Below are 17,503 nucleotides of genomic sequence, written 5' to 3'. Positions count from 1 at the left end.
TGGACCGCGCCGCCGCCAGATGCTATCCCGCGCCCCATCATGAGCGAACTTGACGTCACCATACTCACCGAAACACCAAAGGACGCGCAGGCGATCGAACGCCTGCACGAGCGCACGTTCGGTCCCGGCCGTTTCGTGCTGAGCGCCTACCGCCTGCGCGAGCATGTCGATCATCTGCTCGAGCTGTCGTTCACGGCACGGATCGGCACATTGCTGGTCGGCTCGGTACGGCAATTGCCGATTTGCATCGGCGATACGCCGGCCCTGATGCTCGGGCCGTTGACGGTCGAACCGCCGTTCCGAAAGCGCGGCGTCGGCCGCATGCTGCTCGATCGCTCGCTGCAGGACGCCAAGGCCAAGGGCCATCGCCTGGTCATTCTGGTCGGTGACGAACCTTATTACGGCCGCGTCGGCTTCAAGGTCATACCGAAGGGGCGGGCGATCATGCCGGGTCCGGTCGATTACAGCCGCCTCCTGGTAGCGGAACTGGTCGAGGGTGCCTTCGAAGGCGTCTCCGGCGAGATCCGGCCGGACTGGAGCAAGGCGCGGTAGCGCGGCGCTGCAGGGCTCCTCCTGTGTTGTCGTACATCAGGAAGATCGACGCCTTTTGGTGCCGGCCGGCCGGAGCGGCACGGATCCTGCGCTTCCTGCGGCCCTTTGCAATTCGTGCCGAAACTCCTCGCGCTTCTCATGGATGGAGGCGACGACAAGTCCCATCGCCACTCCGAGGCCGATCAGGGCTGCTTCGGACAACAGCAAGCTCGCCTCAATGGTCTCCGGCACTGCGTCGGTGACGCCGATCTGGTAGAGATGCCGCGCGTGGTCGGCGTCGCGGGCGCGCGAAACCACCAGCACATCTTTTCTGAGCGCACGGACCTGAGCGACAATCTCGTCGATGCCTTCGGGTTGGTTGATCGTGACGACGACGGCGGCGGCTTCCATGAGACCGCAGCTCTTCAAGAACTCCGGGTTTGTTGCGTCACCGTAAAAGACGGTGCGCCCTTGCCTGCGCTGCTCAGGGACGGCCGCGGCATCATTATCGACGGCAATGTACTTGAACTGGTGGTGATCGAGCATCGCGCAAACCACCTGTCCCACCCGGCCGTGTCCGACGACAATGGCATGGCCGCTTCCTCCGCTCGGCGCTGCGGCAAGTTCGGGGTCGAGCGGCTTGTCTTCACGCACCATCGGCGCCAGCCGCCGTGCGAGATGGGACAGCAGAGGGATCAGCATCATGGTCAGCGCGGTCAGCGTTACCGTGAAACTCGACACCTTGGCATCGATCAGGCCGAGCCCTGCCGCTATGCCGATCCCGACAAAGGCGAACTCGCCGCCTGGGCCAAGCAGAAAGCCAATCTCAAGTGAAGCCGGCCACGAAAGCCGATACAGCCGGGCAAGGACGATGAGAATGGCGGCCTTCACGGCAATCAGTCCGAAAGCGCCCCCCAGCAGCCAAACCGGATCGCGAGCCAGCTCGCGAAAATCGATGTTCATGCCGACCGTGAAAAAGAACAGCCCGAGCAAGAGCCCCTTGAAAGGACCGATGGCGGTTTCGATCGCCTTGCGGAATTCGTTCTCGGCAAGCAGCAGGCCGGCGACAAAGGCGCCAAGCGCCATTGATATGCCGGCCACCGCGGCCGCTACCCCCGTTGCAACGATGACAAACAGCGTCGTAGCCACGAACAGGTCGCTCATGTCCGCTGACGCGACGAGACGGAACAGGGGTTTCATCACCACGCGGCCGACAATGACGATCACGGCGAGCGCGATCGCGGCGTTGGTGAGCGCAACGAGGAGTGTCGCAACAACCGAACCGGATTCGCCGGCGCCATAAATGGAGATGAAGAGCAGGAGGGGAGCGACCGCCAGATCCTGCGCCAGCAACGTCGCGAAGCTTGCCCGCCCCGCACTTGTGTTGAGTCGTCCTTGCCTGGACAGCATCTCGACGACAATTGCGGTCGAGGACAGTGCGAGGCACGCACCAATGATGAACGCTACCGGCCCCTTGCTGCCCGCAAGGGCCGCGACTGCGCCGATCACCACCGTAGAGAATATGATCTGCAGGCTGCCCAGCCCAACAATCAGGCGCCGCATCGCCTTCAAGCGATCGTAGGAAAGCTCCATGCCGATGAGGAAGAGCAGGAACACAATGCCGAGGTTCGCAATGCCGGAGACGTTTTTGGCGTCGACGACCGTGACCCAATAGAGCAGCGGGAAGCTATCGATAAACGATCCCAGCCCAAGAGGACCCAGGATCGCGCCGGCTCCGAGATAGCCTAGAACAGGATTGAGGCCGAACCGCCGCGCCAATGGAATGACAACGCCCGCGGTGCCGAGCAGAACGAGCGCGTCGCTGTAGACGTGAACATTGATAGACGAGGTCATCTATTGGTTGTGCATCCCGCTTCCATGGGCAGGGAAATCTGAGAGCGGATTCCGTCTGGCACCCGCCATCGTCCCACTTGGACGTTAGCTGGTAGCACCAGCTAACGCCACCCCATGGCCGCTTGGTGCGTGACCTAGAATTTCAGATTGGCAAATGCCCGCACACCGATGCCCGGCATGAGAACCTGGTCCTTGGTGTAGGACACCGAATTGCGGATGTTCTCGTTCAACAGGTTGTTGCCGACGAGTCCGACCGTCATTTCCCGCGCGCCGAACCAGGTTGGATCGAGCTTCGTCCTGTAGCTGACCTCCGCCTTCAACAGATTATAGCCCGCAGTCGGCGTCTCGCCGATCGGCGCGATATCGTTCTGTGCGAAGGCGTGCAGCAGGTTGATCCGCGTGAGCCAGTTGGAATCGCGCCAGAACAGGCCGCCGCCCACGCGCACCGGCGGGATGCGCGGGACATTGGTGCCGTCGCTGAAGGTTGCGCGCACCACGTCGAACTGGTTCTCGATGCCCCAGATACCGCCGTTGAGCGGGCCGATGTCCAACTGGCTCTGGAACTCGCCGCCGCGGAAGGTGGCGTCGCGTTGCGAATAGATCGCCTGGTTCAGTTCGAGCGGAGCAGCCGGATCAGCGGGGCTGACGCAGGCGACATCCTCGCAGGTGTTGCCGGTGAGGCGACGGTAAATGAAGCCATTGAACTTGGTGTAGTAGGCGGTTGCTTCGAACCTGAAAGGCCCTGTCGCCTTCCGCAATCCGATCTCGATCGTCTTGGCGGTTTCGATGCCGAGATTGGGATTGCCGATGTCGAAGGTGCCGGTGGCATCGTGGCCGCCGCGCGAGAACAATTCCGCCGGCTTGGGCGCACGCTCGACGTATTGAGCGGTGATGCTGGCAACCAGTTGGCCCGGAAGATCCTGGATCAAGCCGATGCTTGCGCTCTTTGGCGTGAAATTCAGATTGCGCGGTGTGGCAGGACCAATGGCGGCAGGGTCGACATTGAGGTCGAACAGCTCCGGAATAAATGCCGGCGTTGTTCCGCTAAGACTGACATGCTCGATACGGCCGGCGATCTGCGCCTTGGTTGAGTCAGTGAACTTGAACTCGTTGAAGACGTAGCCGGCGACCCTGTTATTCTTGTTAGGATCAAACAACCCGTTGAGCGGGCTGGTTGGATCGTCCGGACTCGGCGCCGTCAGTTCCTGATGACCTGCCTGCAGGCCGAATGCCGTCGTGACGGCGGCAAAGCGCGCGTTGAACGGCGTCATCTGCACCTCGACGCGCCCTTCCTGCTCCTTGTTGGTGAAGGTCTGCCGCACGCCCAATGTCGAGAGGTCGGTCGGATCGGCAAGACCGATCTCGTTGTGCTTGTAATCGGTAGCGCCCGCCCAAAACCTGACGGCGTCGATCGCCGCCGCATCCGGCCGGTATTCGCCCTTGGCCGTGAATTTGGTCTGGCGCGCGTCGATGCGGGTCTGGTGATCGGCGCCATCGATGCCAGGGATACGATAGAGCGTATCGTTCTGCGTAATCGCAGCGCCAATAAAGCCGCCGGAGAAAATGTAAGAGCCACCGATCGACGCACCGTCCGCCTGCATCGCGGAATTCGGCTGCCGGCCGTTGACCGGGCGGGTCTGGTCGAACAAATACGGATAGCCCGGAATGCTGTAATCGCTGGACTTTCGGCCATAGGCGTCGGCATGAACAGCGAAATTGCCACCGCCGGCATCGAGCAGGATGCCGCCATCGACACCGCGGTCGACGGAACTGACGGCTGTTCGGGTTTCGACCGTGACGCAGGAAGGTGGTCCAGCGCTTGCGAGCGGCGCTTTTGCCGGCAGTCCGTAGGTCTGGAACGGTGCGGCCGCACATGTTGGCAAGGCGTCCGGGATACGATTGTTGGTTGCGCTGACGACGCCGCCGATCGATGTCGATCCGTACCGCATCGCCGCCGGACCGCGGATGACTTCGACCTGGTTAGTCGCCAGTGGATCGACCGGAACGAAATGGTCTTCGCCAAGATCGGAAGCTCCGCCAGCGTTGGTGCCATTTTCGATGATGCCGACGCGATTGACGTCGAGGCCGCGGATGACTGGCCGGCTCGAAGCGCCGGGCGCGAAGCTGGAACCGGTAATGCCGGGCTTCGAGAACAGGAGATCGCCAAGTTGGGCGGTGCCCTGGCGGCGGATTTCCTCGTTGGGCACGACGGTGACGGTGGCGAACTGGTCGGTCACGACGGGTAGCACGCCCTGCTGTGGCGCGGCGGCGACGAGCGCTGGCTGCGGTTCTGCCGCGCGCTCGCGATTCTGGCCCGGCGCTGCACGGGCGACGCGCGCCGGCGTTCGCGACGGCACGGGTTTGCGCCGTACGATCGGACTTGGCGCCGTCACGGTAATTTCAGGCAGTTGCGTCGATGACGGTGGCGTGGTCTGGGCCTGCGCCCCGTCGGCCATAGCGCATAGCAACAGCCAGCTTGCTCCACCGAAATGGAACGCTCGTTTCTTCCTAAATGTCATTGTCCCGATCCTGATCCCGTCGGTGTGCGACGGATCGATTCCGATTTTCCCTCGGCGGATCGGCCGCGTGGCGCGGCGATCCCCCTCGAGAAGTGCATCAATCAATCGAGGTCAGGAGACGGGAGGTGCGCGGGACTGGAAGGCGGGATGGAGCGAGCCGAGATGCGTGAACTCGGCACCCGTGGTGAGGTGCAGAAGCTCGACCGCCTGCGGCAGCTCCAGCAGCGGCGGTGTTGCGAACAGGAAATTGTTGGCCAGCGAGAGGACAGCGCAGAGCGCGCAGTCAGAGGTTTGGTGGTCGGTATCGTGGTTGGAAGGCTGCTGGGCAGCCTCGGAGTGCTCAGCTTGCGGGGCCAGGGTAGCGGCAATGGCGAGGTCCGCATCGGCCAGTCCGGCCTGAACAGCCGGCGCGGCACGAGCGACTTCTCCGTGGAAATGCCCGAAGGACAGCGCAAACTGGATCGCGAGCGCAAACAGCGCCAGCCGCGAGCCGTGCTTGAGATGCTTCCGGAACCAGTTCACGACGAATTACGCCTTCCCCGAACGGCCAAGCGCCTTGGCCGCCCAATGTTATATTATAACATCGGAAGGCCCAGACGATGTCAACCGCAGCGCTGATCGGCTGCGGTGAAACGGCGAGCATTGTGTGATTGATGCAACGGCCGGGAGATCGTAGCCCGGATTGCGCTTCGCTTCATCCGGGCTACGGGCTTCGTCAGATCGACAGCGGGCGGCGCTTACCGCCCCTCGCGCACCCAGGTCGCCGCGAACGCGCCGAGCAGCAGCAGCAGCCCGACAAGCCCCGCGAACATCGGCAGCACGCCGACGCCCTTCACGACGCTGGCGTCGCGCATCTTCACGCCCATCCAGCCATCGCCATGGAAGATGCCGGAGGCGCGCACCGGGACCACGCGGGGCAGGTCGACGCTGGTGCCGTCGACCACGCGGCGCGAATCGCCGCCGGTGGCCTGCGCCAGCGGCTTCAGCATTTCGGTGGTGGAGGTGACTTCCGAAAATTCCTTCGGGTTGGTCGGCCCGACATTGATCAGGGCTTTCAGCGCGCCATCGGTTGCCTGCCATAGCCCGAGTTCGTTGGCGGGAAGGGTGGAGCGCCAAGTGCCGGGGTCGCTTGCGGTCAGCGTAAGTTCCTTGGTGGCGCCGCTCGGCGACGTCACGGTCACCGGCGGCACGTTGTCGGCCATGGTCTGGCGCAGCACCACGAGGTCCTTGCCCTGGATCTGCAGGCGCAGCGCCTCTTCGTCCAGATCAGGCTGCTTCATCAGCCAGTGCGACGTCCGCCGCAGCAGATCCAGATGCGGACCGCCGCCTTCAAAGCCGCGCGCCCACAGCCAGATGTGGTCCGACAACAGCAGCGCGACGCGGCCTTCACCGAAGCGCGACAGCAACAGCAGAGGCTTGCCGTCGGCGCCGGTCATCACGGGTGCGCCGATCGCGTTGCGCGTATCCACGGTGCGGAAGAAGCGGCTCCAGCGCGGCGGCTCGCTGGCGGAGCCTTCGAGGCCGCGCGTCACCGGATGGCGTTTGCCGGCGTCGCTTAAGTGCGCATAGAACGGTTTTTCGGTGACGCCGACCGGTTCTGCCGGCAGCACCGTATCCAAGGGCGTGCGCCAGATGCTGGTGGTGGAGGCGTAATCGGGGCCGGCCGACACCAGCACCGCGCCGCCGGCGCGGACATAGCGCGCGATGTTGTCGAAATAGGCGATCGGCAGCACGCCCTGGCGGGCGTAGCGGTCGAAGATGATCAACTGGAATTCGTTGATCTTCTGCTGGAACAATTCGCGCGTCGGAAACGCGATCAGCGACAATTCGTTGATCGGCGTGCCGTCCTGCTTCTCCGGCGGGCGCAAAATCGTAAAATGCACGAGGTCGATGCTGGCGTCGGACTTCAGCAGATTGCGCCAGGTGCGCTCGCCGGAATGCGGCTCGCCCGATACCAGCAGCACGCGGAGCTTGTCGCGCACGCCTTCGATCGCGACCACGGCGCGATTGTTCACCAGCGTCAGTTCGTTCTCGAGCGGCGAGGCCTCGATCTCGACGATGTTCGAGCCGGCGTGCTTGATGTCGACCTCGACATTGGCGGTCTGGCCGCTCGAGAGCGTGCGCTCGTTGATCACCTCGCCGTCGCGGCGCACCACGATCTTGGCGCGCTGGCCGCTCACGCCCTGGTCGTCGAGCCGGTAGGTGATGGTCTGGGGCTGTCCGACGATGCCGAAACGCGGCGCGGCCGAAATCGCGATGCGGCGGTCGCGCTCGTCCTTGCGCCCGGTGACGAGCGCGTGCACCGGCGCCTGGAAGCCGAGGGCGGCGGCATTGGCGGGAATGTCATGCACCCGGCCATCCGTGATCAGGAACGCGCCGGCGACGCGATCGACAGGAACGTCCGACAGTGCCGAGGACAGTGCGCCGAACAGTTTGGTGCCGTCGGTTTCGCCGTCGGCCTGTCCGGCCTCGACGACGCGCACTTCCAGCCCCTTGATCTTCTTCAGCGTATCGACCAGCGCCTCCTGCGCCTTGGCCGTCTCTTGGTTGCGCGTGCCAAAGTTCTGGCTCGGGCTCTTGTCGATCACGACGGCGGCGACCGAGGACAGAGGCTCGCGGTCCTCGCGCGTGAAGGAGGGGTTGGCGAGCGCCAGCAGGATCAGCGCCAGCGCCGCGACGCGCACGGCGGCACCGCGCGAGCGCCCGAGCAGCAACAGCGCCGCGATCGCAACGATCGCGGCCAGCGCGATCCACAGCACGAGTGTCGGAACGAGGGGGGTGAACGCGATGCCGTACTGCATGCTCTATTGCCCCAACCGCTCGATCAGGGCCGGCGCGTGCACCTGATCGGCCTTGTAGTTGCCGGTCAGCGTGTACATCACGATGTTGACGCCGGAGCGGAACGCGAATTCGCGCTGGCGCGGCTCGCCCGGGGTCAGCGGCAGCATCGGCTGCCCGTCCGGGCGATGCGCCCAGGCGCCGGCCAGATCGTTCGAGGTGATGATGATGGGCGAGACGCCGTCGCCGCCGCGAGCCGGGCGCGAGGCTGCATCGTCGTCATCCTCACGCGGCAAGGTTTCGACCCAGGTCTGGCCCGTGTTGAAGCGGCCGGGGAAGTCGCGCAGCAGGTAAAACGTCTTGGTCAGCACGTGCTCGCGCGGAACCGGCTCCAGTTCAGGCACGTCGAGGGAGGAGAGAATTTCGCGCAAGGAGCGCATGCCCGGCGTCTGCGACGCGCCGTTCTCGCCGGGCGGCGCCTCGATGGCGTCGCGGGTATCGAACAGCACCGTGCCGCCCTGTTTCATATAAGCGTCGATGCGGTTGATGGCATCCTGCGGCGGCTTCGGCGCGCCTGGCACCACCGGCCAGTAGATCAGCGGGAAGAACGCCAGTTCATCGCGCGCGGGATCGACGCCGACGGGATCGCCGGCCTCCAGCGCCGTGCGCTGCGCCAGGAACAGTGTCAGTCCCGCCATGCCGGCCTTGACGATCGAATCGACGTCGGCATTTCCGGTGACGACATAGGCAAGGCGCGTCTGCGACACCGACTTGATGGCGAATTCATCGTTGCCCTGGGCTCGCGTCGGTGAAGGCGCAATCGAGGTCGCGGACAGGATCAGGGCCAGCACAATGCTGGCAGCCGCCGTGCGCCGCCGCCACAACGCGGCAAGGCCCGCGCCCAGCATCGCGACCACGACCGCGTCGATCAGGAACAGCGCCAGCGACGACGACAGCAGGATGCCGCGCAAATCGCGCGGTTCGGCGTTGGTGTAGCTGGCACGCTGCGCGCGCAGGGAGGATGTATCGAGCGGCGCAATGCGATCGGCCGAGGCCAGCGTGTTGACCGCGATCGGGCCATCGGCCGGGCCGTAGAAGCCTGGCGGATGATCCGACGTGGCGCGGTCGCGATAATCCGCCGGCATCGGCTTGGCGGTCGAGGGCGGCGGTCCGAAGGCGCCGAAACCGTCGAGGGTGCGCAGCGGCGCCACGGTCTCGACATTGGTCGCCTCGCTTGCAACGCCCGCACCGGGCTTCGACGTGTAGCCGGACATGTCGACCATCCGCCGCAGCATCTCGACGAAGCTGCCGGACATCGGCAGGTCCGACCAGCGCGAGTCGGCGCCGATATGGAACAGGCTGACAATGCCCCTGCCGCGATGCTCGCCGGTCACCAGCGGCGTGCCGTCCTCCAGCGACGCCCAGGTCTTGGTTGCGAGCACTGCATCCGGCTCGGCCAGCACCTGCCGGTTCACGGTGACGTCCTTGGGCACGGTGAGGCCCGCGAAAGGACCGTCGGCAGCGAAGGAAGCCAGATGCTGCGGCTTTTCCCAGGTCAGGCTGCCGCCGAGGATGCGGCCGCCGCGACGCAGTCTCACCGGCACCAGATCGTCATCGGCCTGCGCCAGACGGGGGCCTGCGAAACGCACCAGCACGCCGCCCTGGTCGATCCATGCGTTCAGCCGCTCGCGGATTTCCGGCGACAGCGTGCCGACATCGGCAAGTACGATCATCGGCAACCGCTGATCGAGGAATTGCGCGATCACCTGTTGCGCCGCGCCGCGGTCGCCCAGGCGCACGTCGGCGAATGGCGACAAGGCGCGGGTGAGATAGAAGGTCGACGCCAAGAGTGGCTGGGCGGTATCGCTGGTCGCGCCGGTGACGACGCCGACGGCGCGCCGCCGCCAGCGCTTGTCGAGCAATTGCACCGCGCCGGCCGATCGTTCGCCCGATATTTCCAGCCGCGAAATGTCGTTGCGCAGTTCGACGGGCAGATCGAACGCCGCTTCGCTCTCGCGATCCTGCATGCCAAACGCGTAGCGCGCCTCGCCGATCGGCGAGCCCTTGGCGTCGATCGCGCGAACCACGCCGGCAGCGACGCCGCCGGTGGTGCGCAGCACCTTGACCGTCATCTTCGCCGCGGCGTTTTCAGCGGCGACCAGCGCCTGCGCCGGGGCCGCGCCGCCCTCGAACACCGTCAGCTTGCGGTCGCCGACGGTCTTGCCGAGATTTTCGACAAACTCACTACCGCGCCCGGTATCGACGCCGTCGGACAGCCACGCGATCTCGGCATCTCCGGTGCTCTTCAGGAAGCGGTCGAGCGAGCCAAGTGTGTCGACGCGATCGACCGAATAGGGCTTTGGCGCAATCTGACGCAGCGCGACCCGCGCGGTGCCGGCCGGCATCAGCGTGATGTCGCGCGTGGTCTCGGAAAGCGGAACCAGTGCAACGCCGCGGCGGTCGTTGTCGGCGTTGGCGATCAGTTCGTCCGCGGCCTTGACGCGGGTGTCCCAGCTTGCAGCCGCGCTCCAGCCGTCGTCGAGCAGGATCACCAATGGCGCGTTGCTGCCGCCGACCCCGGTCTGCGGATTCCAGATCGGGCCTGCGGCGGCAAGGATGACCAGTGCCGCGGCTGCGAGGCGTAGCAGGGTCAACCACCACGGCGTCCGCGACGGGGTTTCTTCCTTCGGTCGGATATCGAACAATAGCCGCGTCGGCGGAAACTCGATCCGCCTCGGTCGCGGCGGCATGACGCGCAGCAGCCACCACAACACCGGCAGGCTCAACAGGCCCAGCAGCAGCAGCGGTTGGGCGAAGGTGAGGGGGAGACCCGCGATCATGCGCTTCGCCCCGCTTTGACGGTTGAGCCGCGCGCGCTTCCCTTGGCTACCATCATGCCCGAATGCAGGAACAGCAGGAGCTCGGCGGCGGAACGGCTGGTGGTGTGGGTCGAGAACAACCAGTCGAGCTTGTTGGTCTCGCTGCGGATCTCGTCGCGATGCAGTGCTACGCGCGCGACATAGTCGCTGGCCCAGCTCTCGGCGCGGCCGGCGGTGATGACGCCGAAGCCTTCCGGCTCGACGAATTCGACCCGGCCGGCGTAGGGAAAGGTTTCTTCGGCGGGATCGACGACCTGGATCAGAGAACCGTGGGCGCCGGAGGCCGAAAGCCCCGCGAGCATCGTCCTGATCTCGCTCATCGGCGACCAGAAATCCGACAGCACGACAATTTCGGCCAGCGCCGACGGGACAAAGGACGGCGGCAGGCTCGCGCGCGCCGCATCGTCGTGCAGCATCGCCTGCGCCATCTTGTCGATCACGTTGCGGCTTGCGGTCGGGTTCATCAGGCCGGGAATGCCGACGCGTTCGCCGCCCGAAACCAGCAGTTCGGCGAGCGCAAACGTAACGATCAGCCCGCGCTCCAGCTTAGAGTCGCGCGCACCTTTGGATGCAAACACCATCGACGGCGAGCGGTCGGGCCACAGCCAGACGGTATGGGCGGCCTCCCATTCCTGCTCGCGCACATAGAGATGATCGTCGCGCGCCGAGCGCCGCCAGTCGACGTTCTGCGACGGCTCGCCGGAGACGAAGCGGCGATATTGCCAAAAGCTCTCGCCGGCGCCGGCGCGGCGTCTGCCATGCAGGCCATGGATGACGTTGGCTGCGATACGGCGGGCTTCGAGCACGAGACGGGGCAGCGATGCGGCGAGCGTTCGGCTTTCGCCATCGGCACGTCGGATTGCTAAAATCTCCCTGGTCCCGTGGCTGGTCTCTGCGGCCATCAACCGATCCGCGTCTTCAATTGTCTGATTACGTCGGGAATGGTGCGGCCTTCCGCGCGCGCCGAGAACGTCAGCGCCATGCGGTGCTTGAGGATGGGTTCGGCGAGATCCAGCACGTCGTCGATCGAGGGCGCGAGGCGGCCGTCGAGCAATGCGCGGGCGCGGACCGCCAGCATCAGCGACTGGCTGGCGCGGGGGCCTGGCCCCCAGGCGATCAGCTTGTCGCCGCCGTCTTCGGAACTCGGGCGCGCGGCGCGCACCAGCGACAGGATCGCCTCGACGACGCTGTCGCCGACCGGCAGGCGCCGCACCAGCCGTTGCGCCGCGATCAGGATTTCCGCGTTCATCGAGGCCTTGGCGAGCGTCTCTTCCGCGCCTGTCGTCTCGAACAGGATGCGGCGTTCGGCATCGCGGTCGGGATAATCGACGTCAATCTCCATCAGGAAGCGGTCGAGCTGCGCCTCGGGCAGCGGATAGGTGCCTTCCTGCTCCAGCGGGTTTTGCGTGGCGAGCACGTGGAACGGTTTCGGGAGGTCATGCCGCGCGCCTGCAACGGTGATGTGCTGTTCCTGCATGGCTTGCAGCAGCGCCGATTGCGTACGCGGGCTGGCGCGGTTGATTTCGTCGGCCATCAGCAGCTGCGCGAACACCGGTCCGGAGATGAAACGGAACGACCGCTTGCCGGAATTGCTCTCGTCCAGCACCTCGGCGCCCAGAATATCCGAGGGCATCAGGTCCGGCGTAAACTGGATGCGCTTGGCGTCCAGCCCGAGCGTGATGCCCAGCGTTTCGACCAGTTTGGTCTTGGCGAGGCCGGGCACTCCGATCAGCAGCGCATGACCGCCCGACAGGATCGTCACCAGGGTGTTTTCGATCACCCGGTCCTGGCCGAAGATGACGGTGGAGATGGCTTCCTTCGCGGCGCGGATCTGGCCGGCGACCTGCTCCGCCGACCGGACGACCGCGTCCTCGAGTTTCTCGACACCGTCTGCACTCGCCATGTCTTTCTCCTTCAACCGTATAACCGCTTCATGACACCGCTGGTTGCGTCGTCATGCCACGAACCTCATGCTAAACCTGTGCAAAGGCCATGTATTCGTTGAATTAAACTATCCCCACATTATCGGTATTTCGGGGTATGAACGGCATCACGATGTGGCGACTTGATCCGCATTAGTACGGACGCAAATCGTCGGGAACACATATCTCGGTATACGTGCACCAATCGTGCCAGATCGATCGAGTGCTAGAGTCAGGGCAAACAATGGCGAAGCAAGGGCAAACCGGCGCTCAGGGCCTCGAAGGACTAACTGTCGCTGCGAGGGAAGCCGCCAATGCCGCCCCGGCCGGGAAGGGGCTGCCTCCGGTCCATCTGTGGAATCCGCCGTTCTGCGGCGATCTCGACATGCGAATCGCCAGTGACGGTACTTGGTTCTACATGGGCACGCCCATCGGACGGCCGGCGCTGGTGCGGCTGTTTTCGACCATTCTCAAGCGCGAGGACGGCAAGCACTTTCTCGTGACCCCGGTCGAGAAGGTGGGCATTCGCGTCGACGATGCGCCGTTCATGGCGGTGGAGATGCAAAACGAGGCTGGCGATCGCGGCCGGCTGCTGCGCTTTCGCACCAACGTCGACGACTGGGTGCCATGCGATTCTGCTCATCGCCTGCGGTTCGAGATGGCCGCCGACGGCGGGCTGACGCCTTACCTGCATGTCCGCGCCGACCTTTGGGCGAAAGTAACGCGCGCGCTCTATTACGATCTGGTTGACATGGGGGAAGAGCGGGTGGTCGATGGTCAGCCGATGTTCGGCATCGAGTCCGGTGGCGAGTTCTTTACGATGGCGGACGCGAAGCAGGTGAGGGACGCGGTTTGAACGAGCCGATGCTGAAAAAGATGGAAGCGGCGCCGATCACCTCGGCCGAGTTTTTCACGCGGAGCCAGGCTCGGCTGAACTTCGACGTGCCGCCCGGCCTGATCGATCCCAACATCATTCCGAAAACCGGCGATGCGGGCAACGACCGCATGCTCGAGATCGTGGCGCTCGAGCAGCCGGTGCGCCCGGCGGCCGTGCTGATCCCGGTGGTCGATCACCGCGAGCCGACCGTGTTGCTGACGCAGCGCTCGCCGCATCTGTCCAGCCACGCCGGCCAGATTTCCTTTCCCGGCGGCAAGATCGACGCGACCGATGCCTCGCCGCTCGACGCCGCCTTGCGCGAAGCGGAGGAGGAAGTCGGCCTCAAGCGCGACTTCATCGAGCCGATCGGCTATCTCGACCTCTATGGAACCGCGTTCGGGTTTCGCATCCTGCCGACGGTGGCGCGCGTCAAGCCCGGCTTCAAGCTGACGATCAACGAAGGCGAGGTGGTCGACGCCTTCGAGGTGCCGCTGGCGTTCCTGATGAATCCCGAGAACCATCAGATCCATTCCAAGGAATTCCGCGGCATGGAGCGCTCCTACTACGCCATGCCGTTCGCCGAGCGTTACATCTGGGGCGCGACCGCAGGAATTCTGCGCGTGCTGTATGAGCGGATATATCTCGCATGATCCGTCCGATTCTGACCGAAATCGGAATTTTCCTGATCCCGTTCGCGGCCTATGCGCTGTTCCTGATCGCCACCCGTTCCGGAGTATTGGTGTCGTCCTCCTGGCCGGCGCATCTTGTCGCCAAACTGGTGCTGGGATCGCTGCTGCTGGTCGTGATCAGTTTCGTCTTTCTCGCGCAATTCTCCGGCGCGCCGCCGGATTCGACCTACGTTCCCGCGCATCTCGAAAACGGCAAGCTGGTTGACGGAGTCGAGAAATGAGCGAGGCCCGCGTGCTGTCGGACGCGCCCTGGCTCAGATCCGGTCCGGCCGCGCGCGTGCTCGCGTTGCTCAATGGCGATGGCGAAGAAGCCCGCGTGGTCGGCGGCGCCGTGCGCAACGCGCTCTTGAAAATTCCCCTCGGCGACATCGACATCGCAACCACGGCGCTGCCCGACGAGGTCGTCCGCCGCGCCAAGGGTGCCGGCATCAAATGCGTGCCGACCGGCATCGACCACGGCACGGTCACGCTGGTCGTCGAATCGCATCCGTTCGAGGTCACGAGCTTGCGCGAGGATACGGAGACCTTTGGCCGCAAGGCCAAGGTTGCATTCGGGCGCGACTGGGTTCGCGACGCAGAACGGCGCGACTTCACCATTAACGGGCTTTCCGTCGATGCCGACGGCATCGTGCATGACCATGTCGGCGGGCTTGCCGATATCGAAGCCAAACGCGTGCGCTTCATCGGCGATGCCAACCAGCGCATCGCCGAGGATTATCTGCGTATCCTGCGCTTCTTTCGCATGCATGCCGCCTACGGGGCGGGTGAGCCGGACCGTGCCGGATATCTCGCCTGCATCGACGGGCGCGCGGGACTTTCGAGCCTTTCCGCCGAACGCGTACGCATGGAAATGTTGAAGCTGTTGATCGCGGAAGGCGCTGCCGTTGCGCTGCAGGCGATGGCGGATGCCGGGCTGCTGCTGCCGATCTTCGGCGGCGTCGCTTATACCGGAGCGTTCGCGGCGATGATCGTGGTCGAACGCGCGCTGGGGCTGCCGCCGAACGCCGTGCGCCGGCTTGCCGCGCTCACGGTCGCCGTCACCGAGGACGCCAAACGCGTCTCGGCGCGGCTTCGCCTTTCCAACGCGGAAACCAAGGCGCTGGACTCGATGGGCCATCGCTGGTGGCGGCTCGCCAGCAAGGACGACGCACGGGCGCGGCAGCTGCTCTATCGGCTCGGCGAGGATCCCTACCGCGACCGGCTGATGCTGGCATGGGCGCGGGCAGGCGGCGTCGGCAATGGCGCTGCGCGCTGGCACGATCTCGCGACTTTGCCGCAGCGCTGGAGCGCGCCGAAATTTCCGTTGAAGGCGGCCGATTTCATCTCCCGCGGCATTGCCGAGGGCCCCGCGCTCGGTCACGTGCTGACGCTTGCGGAAGACGCCTGGTTGGCCGCGGATTTTCCGCTGGATGCATCCGCGCTGGCCGCGATCGCCGACCAGACCGCCGCCCGTTTCACCAGGGATCACCGGCTGTGAACATTCTCGCCGGCTTCGCCGACATTTCGCTCGGCCAACTCGTGCTGGTTGGCGGCATGGCGCTATTCGCGTCCATCGTCGGCGGGCTTGCGGGCTACGGCACCGGCGCTCTGATGCCGCTGGTGCTGGTGCCGATGGTCGGCGCCGAGCCCGTGGTGCCGATCATCGCGATATCGGCGATCATCACCAATATCAGCCGCTTCGTGGCCTATTTCCGTTACGCCGACCGGCGCCGCGCCCTGATCGTGATCGGGGCCGCCGCGCTGACCACCGCGCTCGGCGCCTACGGTTACACGCGGCTTAGCAGCGCGGGCGCGGCGCTGGTGATCGGCAGCATGCTGATCCTGAGCGTGCCGATGCGCCGGTTGGCCAGGAAGCGCGAGATCAGGATTGGCGATACCGGCCTCGGTGTGAGCGCGGCGGGCTATGGCGTGCTGGTCGGCGGCACCTCAGGTTCAGGCGTGATCCTGCTGTCGCTGTTGATGGCGTCCGGGCTCGAAGGAGCTGCCGTGATCGCCACCGACGCCGTGATCTCGGTCGTGACCAGCCTGATCAAGATTTCGGTATTCGGCCTGGCCGGCGTCGTTACCGCGCAGGTGCTGGCCTTTGCCCTCCTGATCGGCGCCATCGCGATTCCCGGCGCATTCCTGGCCAAAGCCTTCGTCGAGCGCATGCCGGTGCATATCCACACTGCGATCCTCGATGCCGCCGTGATGGTCGGCGGCGTCGTCATGATCACAGCGGCGCTGCGGCACTGATCTAGACCGACAATGAAACTTCAACCGCTCTATCAGCGCTCGCGGGGCAGCAGTTCCGTCAGCGAGCGAATGATGCGATCGGGCTTCACGGTGGAGTCCGGAGGCAGCCCGTCGCCATGCACATCGATCCAGATGGCGTAGATGCCGAGCCGCTGCGGCGCCACGACCTCCCATTCCAGATTGTCGCCGATCATCCAGGTTTCGGATGCGGTGACGCCGAGCGTTTGCATGGCGTGCAGATAGGCACGCTCGTCCGGCTTGCCGAAACCGTGCTCGCCCTCGATCTGGATGTGATCGAAACGGTCCGACAGCGCAAAACGTTCGACCTTGGCGCGCTGGGTGCCGGCGGCGCCGTTCGTCACCAGTGCCAGCTTGACGCCGCGCACCTTCAATTCGTCGATGGCATCATGCGCGCCGGGGAAGACGAACATTTCCTCTTCGCGGTAGGCGGTGAAGCGGTCGGCCAACCGTACCGCAAGATCCTCAGGCAGCGTGTGGCCGCCTGCGGCAAGGGCGGCAAATCCGCGCGTGACGGTCAGGCGCCGCGCCTCATCCAGCTTCAGCCGCCATTCGGCTCCTGCGACCGCCCAGAATTTGCGCGCGGAATCCAGAACTGCGTTGGCAACCTGCTGCGAGGTCAACGGCCCGAACTCGGCGGCGAATTCCGCGGTGACGTTGTGCCAGGCGATCTCGGGACGGCCATAGGCCGACAGGATGGTGTCATCCATGTCGATCAGCATGGCGCGGGGCAGGTGGGTCATCGTTTCACGGCCATTTTGCTTTCAGCGCTGTCGACCGCGGGAAGCTGCGGTCGACTTGCCGCGAATATCAGATCCTCCGCACCGGGTCCAATTCCAGGAAACGACGTCGCCGGGCTGTGGATGCCGGGCGACGTCGAAATTCGATTAGGCGACCTTGCTGTTGTGCTCGCCCTCTTCGTCGTCCTCGTCATCCTCTTCTTCGTCGTCGTCTTCCTCTTCGTCGTCATCTGACGTGTCGTGCTCGGCGAGTTCAAGCACGGCCAGTGGCAGCGTCTCGCGAAAGAGATCGCCTTCATTGCCCATCCACACGCACGCGACATTGCCGTCCTTGACTTCCACCACGCTAAGCGGATGGCCGCCCGACTTCAGCATGACGACATCGCCTGGTTTCAAATCCATGATCTGCTCCTTGTAATGCATGACGCGATTCGCACCCTAGCGGTCGGTCATGACAGGCC

Annotated in this window: 15 protein-coding genes; 6 read left to right on the top strand and 9 right to left on the bottom strand. The window is 64.9% G+C overall.

Features of this window, described 5'->3' with window-relative positions:
• The first annotated feature begins 39 nt into the window (after positions 1–39).
• Positions 40–552: a GNAT family N-acetyltransferase gene (locus KIP88_RS04280; protein WP_214486582.1), complete on the top strand. Its 513-nt coding sequence runs from the start codon at positions 40–42 to the stop codon at positions 550–552.
• 36 nt (positions 553–588) lie between these two features.
• On the opposite strand, the gene KIP88_RS04275 is transcribed toward KIP88_RS04280, so the two are convergent.
• The 7 genes from KIP88_RS04275 to KIP88_RS04245 all read right to left on the bottom strand — a co-directional run bounded on the left by KIP88_RS04275 (position 589) and on the right by KIP88_RS04245 (position 12,464).
• The gene (locus KIP88_RS04275) at positions 589–2,385 is read right to left on the bottom strand and encodes a cation:proton antiporter (protein WP_214486581.1); all 1,797 of its coding nucleotides are present in this window, start codon (positions 2,383–2,385) and stop codon (positions 589–591) included.
• 134 nt (positions 2,386–2,519) lie between these two features.
• Positions 2,520–4,904, bottom strand: coding sequence for a TonB-dependent receptor (locus KIP88_RS04270; RefSeq protein WP_214486580.1), 2,385 nt, complete (start codon positions 4,902–4,904; stop codon positions 2,520–2,522).
• A 111-nt stretch (positions 4,905–5,015) separates the two neighbouring features.
• Positions 5,016–5,426, bottom strand: a complete 411-nt coding sequence (locus KIP88_RS04265; protein WP_214486579.1) for a DUF2946 family protein — start codon at positions 5,424–5,426, stop codon at positions 5,016–5,018.
• 215 nt (positions 5,427–5,641) lie between these two features.
• Positions 5,642–7,705, bottom strand: a complete 2,064-nt coding sequence (locus KIP88_RS04260) for a hypothetical protein (protein ID WP_214486578.1) — start codon at positions 7,703–7,705, stop codon at positions 5,642–5,644.
• Between the two features lie 3 nt (positions 7,706–7,708).
• Positions 7,709–10,519, bottom strand: coding sequence for a DUF4159 domain-containing protein (locus KIP88_RS04255; protein ID WP_214486646.1), 2,811 nt, complete (start codon positions 10,517–10,519; stop codon positions 7,709–7,711).
• Positions 10,519–11,463 (bottom strand): DUF58 domain-containing protein, encoded by a 945-nt coding sequence (locus tag KIP88_RS04250; RefSeq protein WP_214486577.1) that lies wholly within the window; start codon positions 11,461–11,463, stop codon positions 10,519–10,521. The genes KIP88_RS04255 and KIP88_RS04250 overlap by 1 nt, the downstream gene beginning before the upstream one ends.
• Positions 11,463–12,464 (bottom strand): MoxR family ATPase, encoded by a 1,002-nt coding sequence (locus KIP88_RS04245; RefSeq protein WP_214486576.1) that lies wholly within the window; start codon positions 12,462–12,464, stop codon positions 11,463–11,465. Before KIP88_RS04245 ends, KIP88_RS04250 begins: the two co-directional genes overlap by 1 nt.
• A 263-nt stretch (positions 12,465–12,727) precedes the next feature.
• On the opposite strand from KIP88_RS04245, the gene KIP88_RS04240 reads away from it, so the two are divergent.
• Genes KIP88_RS04240 through KIP88_RS04220 form a run of 5 tightly spaced genes read left to right on the top strand, consistent with a single transcriptional unit; the run spans position 12,728 to position 16,284 of the window.
• The gene (locus KIP88_RS04240; RefSeq protein ID WP_214486575.1) at positions 12,728–13,339 is read left to right on the top strand and encodes a DUF1285 domain-containing protein; all 612 of its coding nucleotides are present in this window, start codon (positions 12,728–12,730) and stop codon (positions 13,337–13,339) included.
• Between the two features lie 8 nt (positions 13,340–13,347).
• On the top strand, positions 13,348–14,010 hold the full coding sequence (locus KIP88_RS04235; RefSeq protein WP_374226421.1) for a CoA pyrophosphatase: 663 nt from the start codon (positions 13,348–13,350) through the stop codon (positions 14,008–14,010).
• Positions 14,007–14,270, top strand: a complete 264-nt coding sequence (locus KIP88_RS04230; protein WP_214486573.1) for a DUF6111 family protein — start codon at positions 14,007–14,009, stop codon at positions 14,268–14,270. The genes KIP88_RS04235 and KIP88_RS04230 overlap by 4 nt, the downstream gene beginning before the upstream one ends.
• Positions 14,267–15,526, top strand: coding sequence for a CCA tRNA nucleotidyltransferase (locus tag KIP88_RS04225; RefSeq protein WP_214486572.1), 1,260 nt, complete (start codon positions 14,267–14,269; stop codon positions 15,524–15,526). The genes KIP88_RS04230 and KIP88_RS04225 overlap by 4 nt, the downstream gene beginning before the upstream one ends.
• On the top strand, positions 15,523–16,284 hold the full coding sequence (locus KIP88_RS04220) for a sulfite exporter TauE/SafE family protein (RefSeq protein ID WP_214486571.1): 762 nt from the start codon (positions 15,523–15,525) through the stop codon (positions 16,282–16,284). The genes KIP88_RS04225 and KIP88_RS04220 overlap by 4 nt, the downstream gene beginning before the upstream one ends.
• Positions 16,285–16,316: 32 nt before the next feature.
• Here the strand turns inward: KIP88_RS04220 and KIP88_RS04215 are convergent, their stop codons facing one another.
• Positions 16,317–17,045, bottom strand: a complete 729-nt coding sequence (locus KIP88_RS04215; protein WP_214486570.1) for an HAD family hydrolase — start codon at positions 17,043–17,045, stop codon at positions 16,317–16,319.
• Between the two features lie 144 nt (positions 17,046–17,189).
• The gene (locus KIP88_RS04210) at positions 17,190–17,444 is read right to left on the bottom strand and encodes a YodC family protein (protein WP_214486569.1); all 255 of its coding nucleotides are present in this window, start codon (positions 17,442–17,444) and stop codon (positions 17,190–17,192) included.
• Positions 17,445–17,503: the final 59 nt, after the last annotated feature.

Source organism: Bradyrhizobium sp. SRL28, from assembly GCF_018596315.1.
Classification (GTDB): domain Bacteria; phylum Pseudomonadota; class Alphaproteobacteria; order Rhizobiales; family Xanthobacteraceae; genus Bradyrhizobium.
The sequence above is the reverse complement of the archived record's forward strand: the minus strand, read 5'-3'. Positions and strand labels throughout refer to the sequence as shown.

Bases quoted from the DNA above. Each gene is read 5' to 3' on its own strand.
- KIP88_RS04280 (WP_214486582.1), top strand. From the start codon at position 40: ATGAGCGAACTTGACGTCACCATACTCACCGAAACACCAAAGGACGCG.
- KIP88_RS04275 (WP_214486581.1), bottom strand. From the start codon at position 2,385: ATGACCTCGTCTATCAATGTTCACGTCTACAGCGACGCGCTCGTTCTG.
- KIP88_RS04270 (WP_214486580.1), bottom strand. From the start codon at position 4,904: ATGACATTTAGGAAGAAACGAGCGTTCCATTTCGGTGGAGCAAGCTGG.
- KIP88_RS04260 (WP_214486578.1), bottom strand. From the start codon at position 7,705: ATGCAGTACGGCATCGCGTTCACCCCCCTCGTTCCGACACTCGTGCTG.
- KIP88_RS04250 (WP_214486577.1), bottom strand. From the start codon at position 11,463: ATGGCCGCAGAGACCAGCCACGGGACCAGGGAGATTTTAGCAATCCGA.
- KIP88_RS04245 (WP_214486576.1), bottom strand. From the start codon at position 12,464: ATGGCGAGTGCAGACGGTGTCGAGAAACTCGAGGACGCGGTCGTCCGG.
- KIP88_RS04240 (WP_214486575.1), top strand. From the start codon at position 12,728: ATGGCGAAGCAAGGGCAAACCGGCGCTCAGGGCCTCGAAGGACTAACT.
- KIP88_RS04235 (WP_374226421.1), top strand. From the start codon at position 13,348: ATGCTGAAAAAGATGGAAGCGGCGCCGATCACCTCGGCCGAGTTTTTC.
- KIP88_RS04230 (WP_214486573.1), top strand. From the start codon at position 14,007: ATGATCCGTCCGATTCTGACCGAAATCGGAATTTTCCTGATCCCGTTC.
- KIP88_RS04225 (WP_214486572.1), top strand. From the start codon at position 14,267: ATGAGCGAGGCCCGCGTGCTGTCGGACGCGCCCTGGCTCAGATCCGGT.
- KIP88_RS04215 (WP_214486570.1), bottom strand. From the start codon at position 17,045: ATGACCCACCTGCCCCGCGCCATGCTGATCGACATGGATGACACCATC.
- KIP88_RS04210 (WP_214486569.1), bottom strand. From the start codon at position 17,444: ATGGATTTGAAACCAGGCGATGTCGTCATGCTGAAGTCGGGCGGCCAT.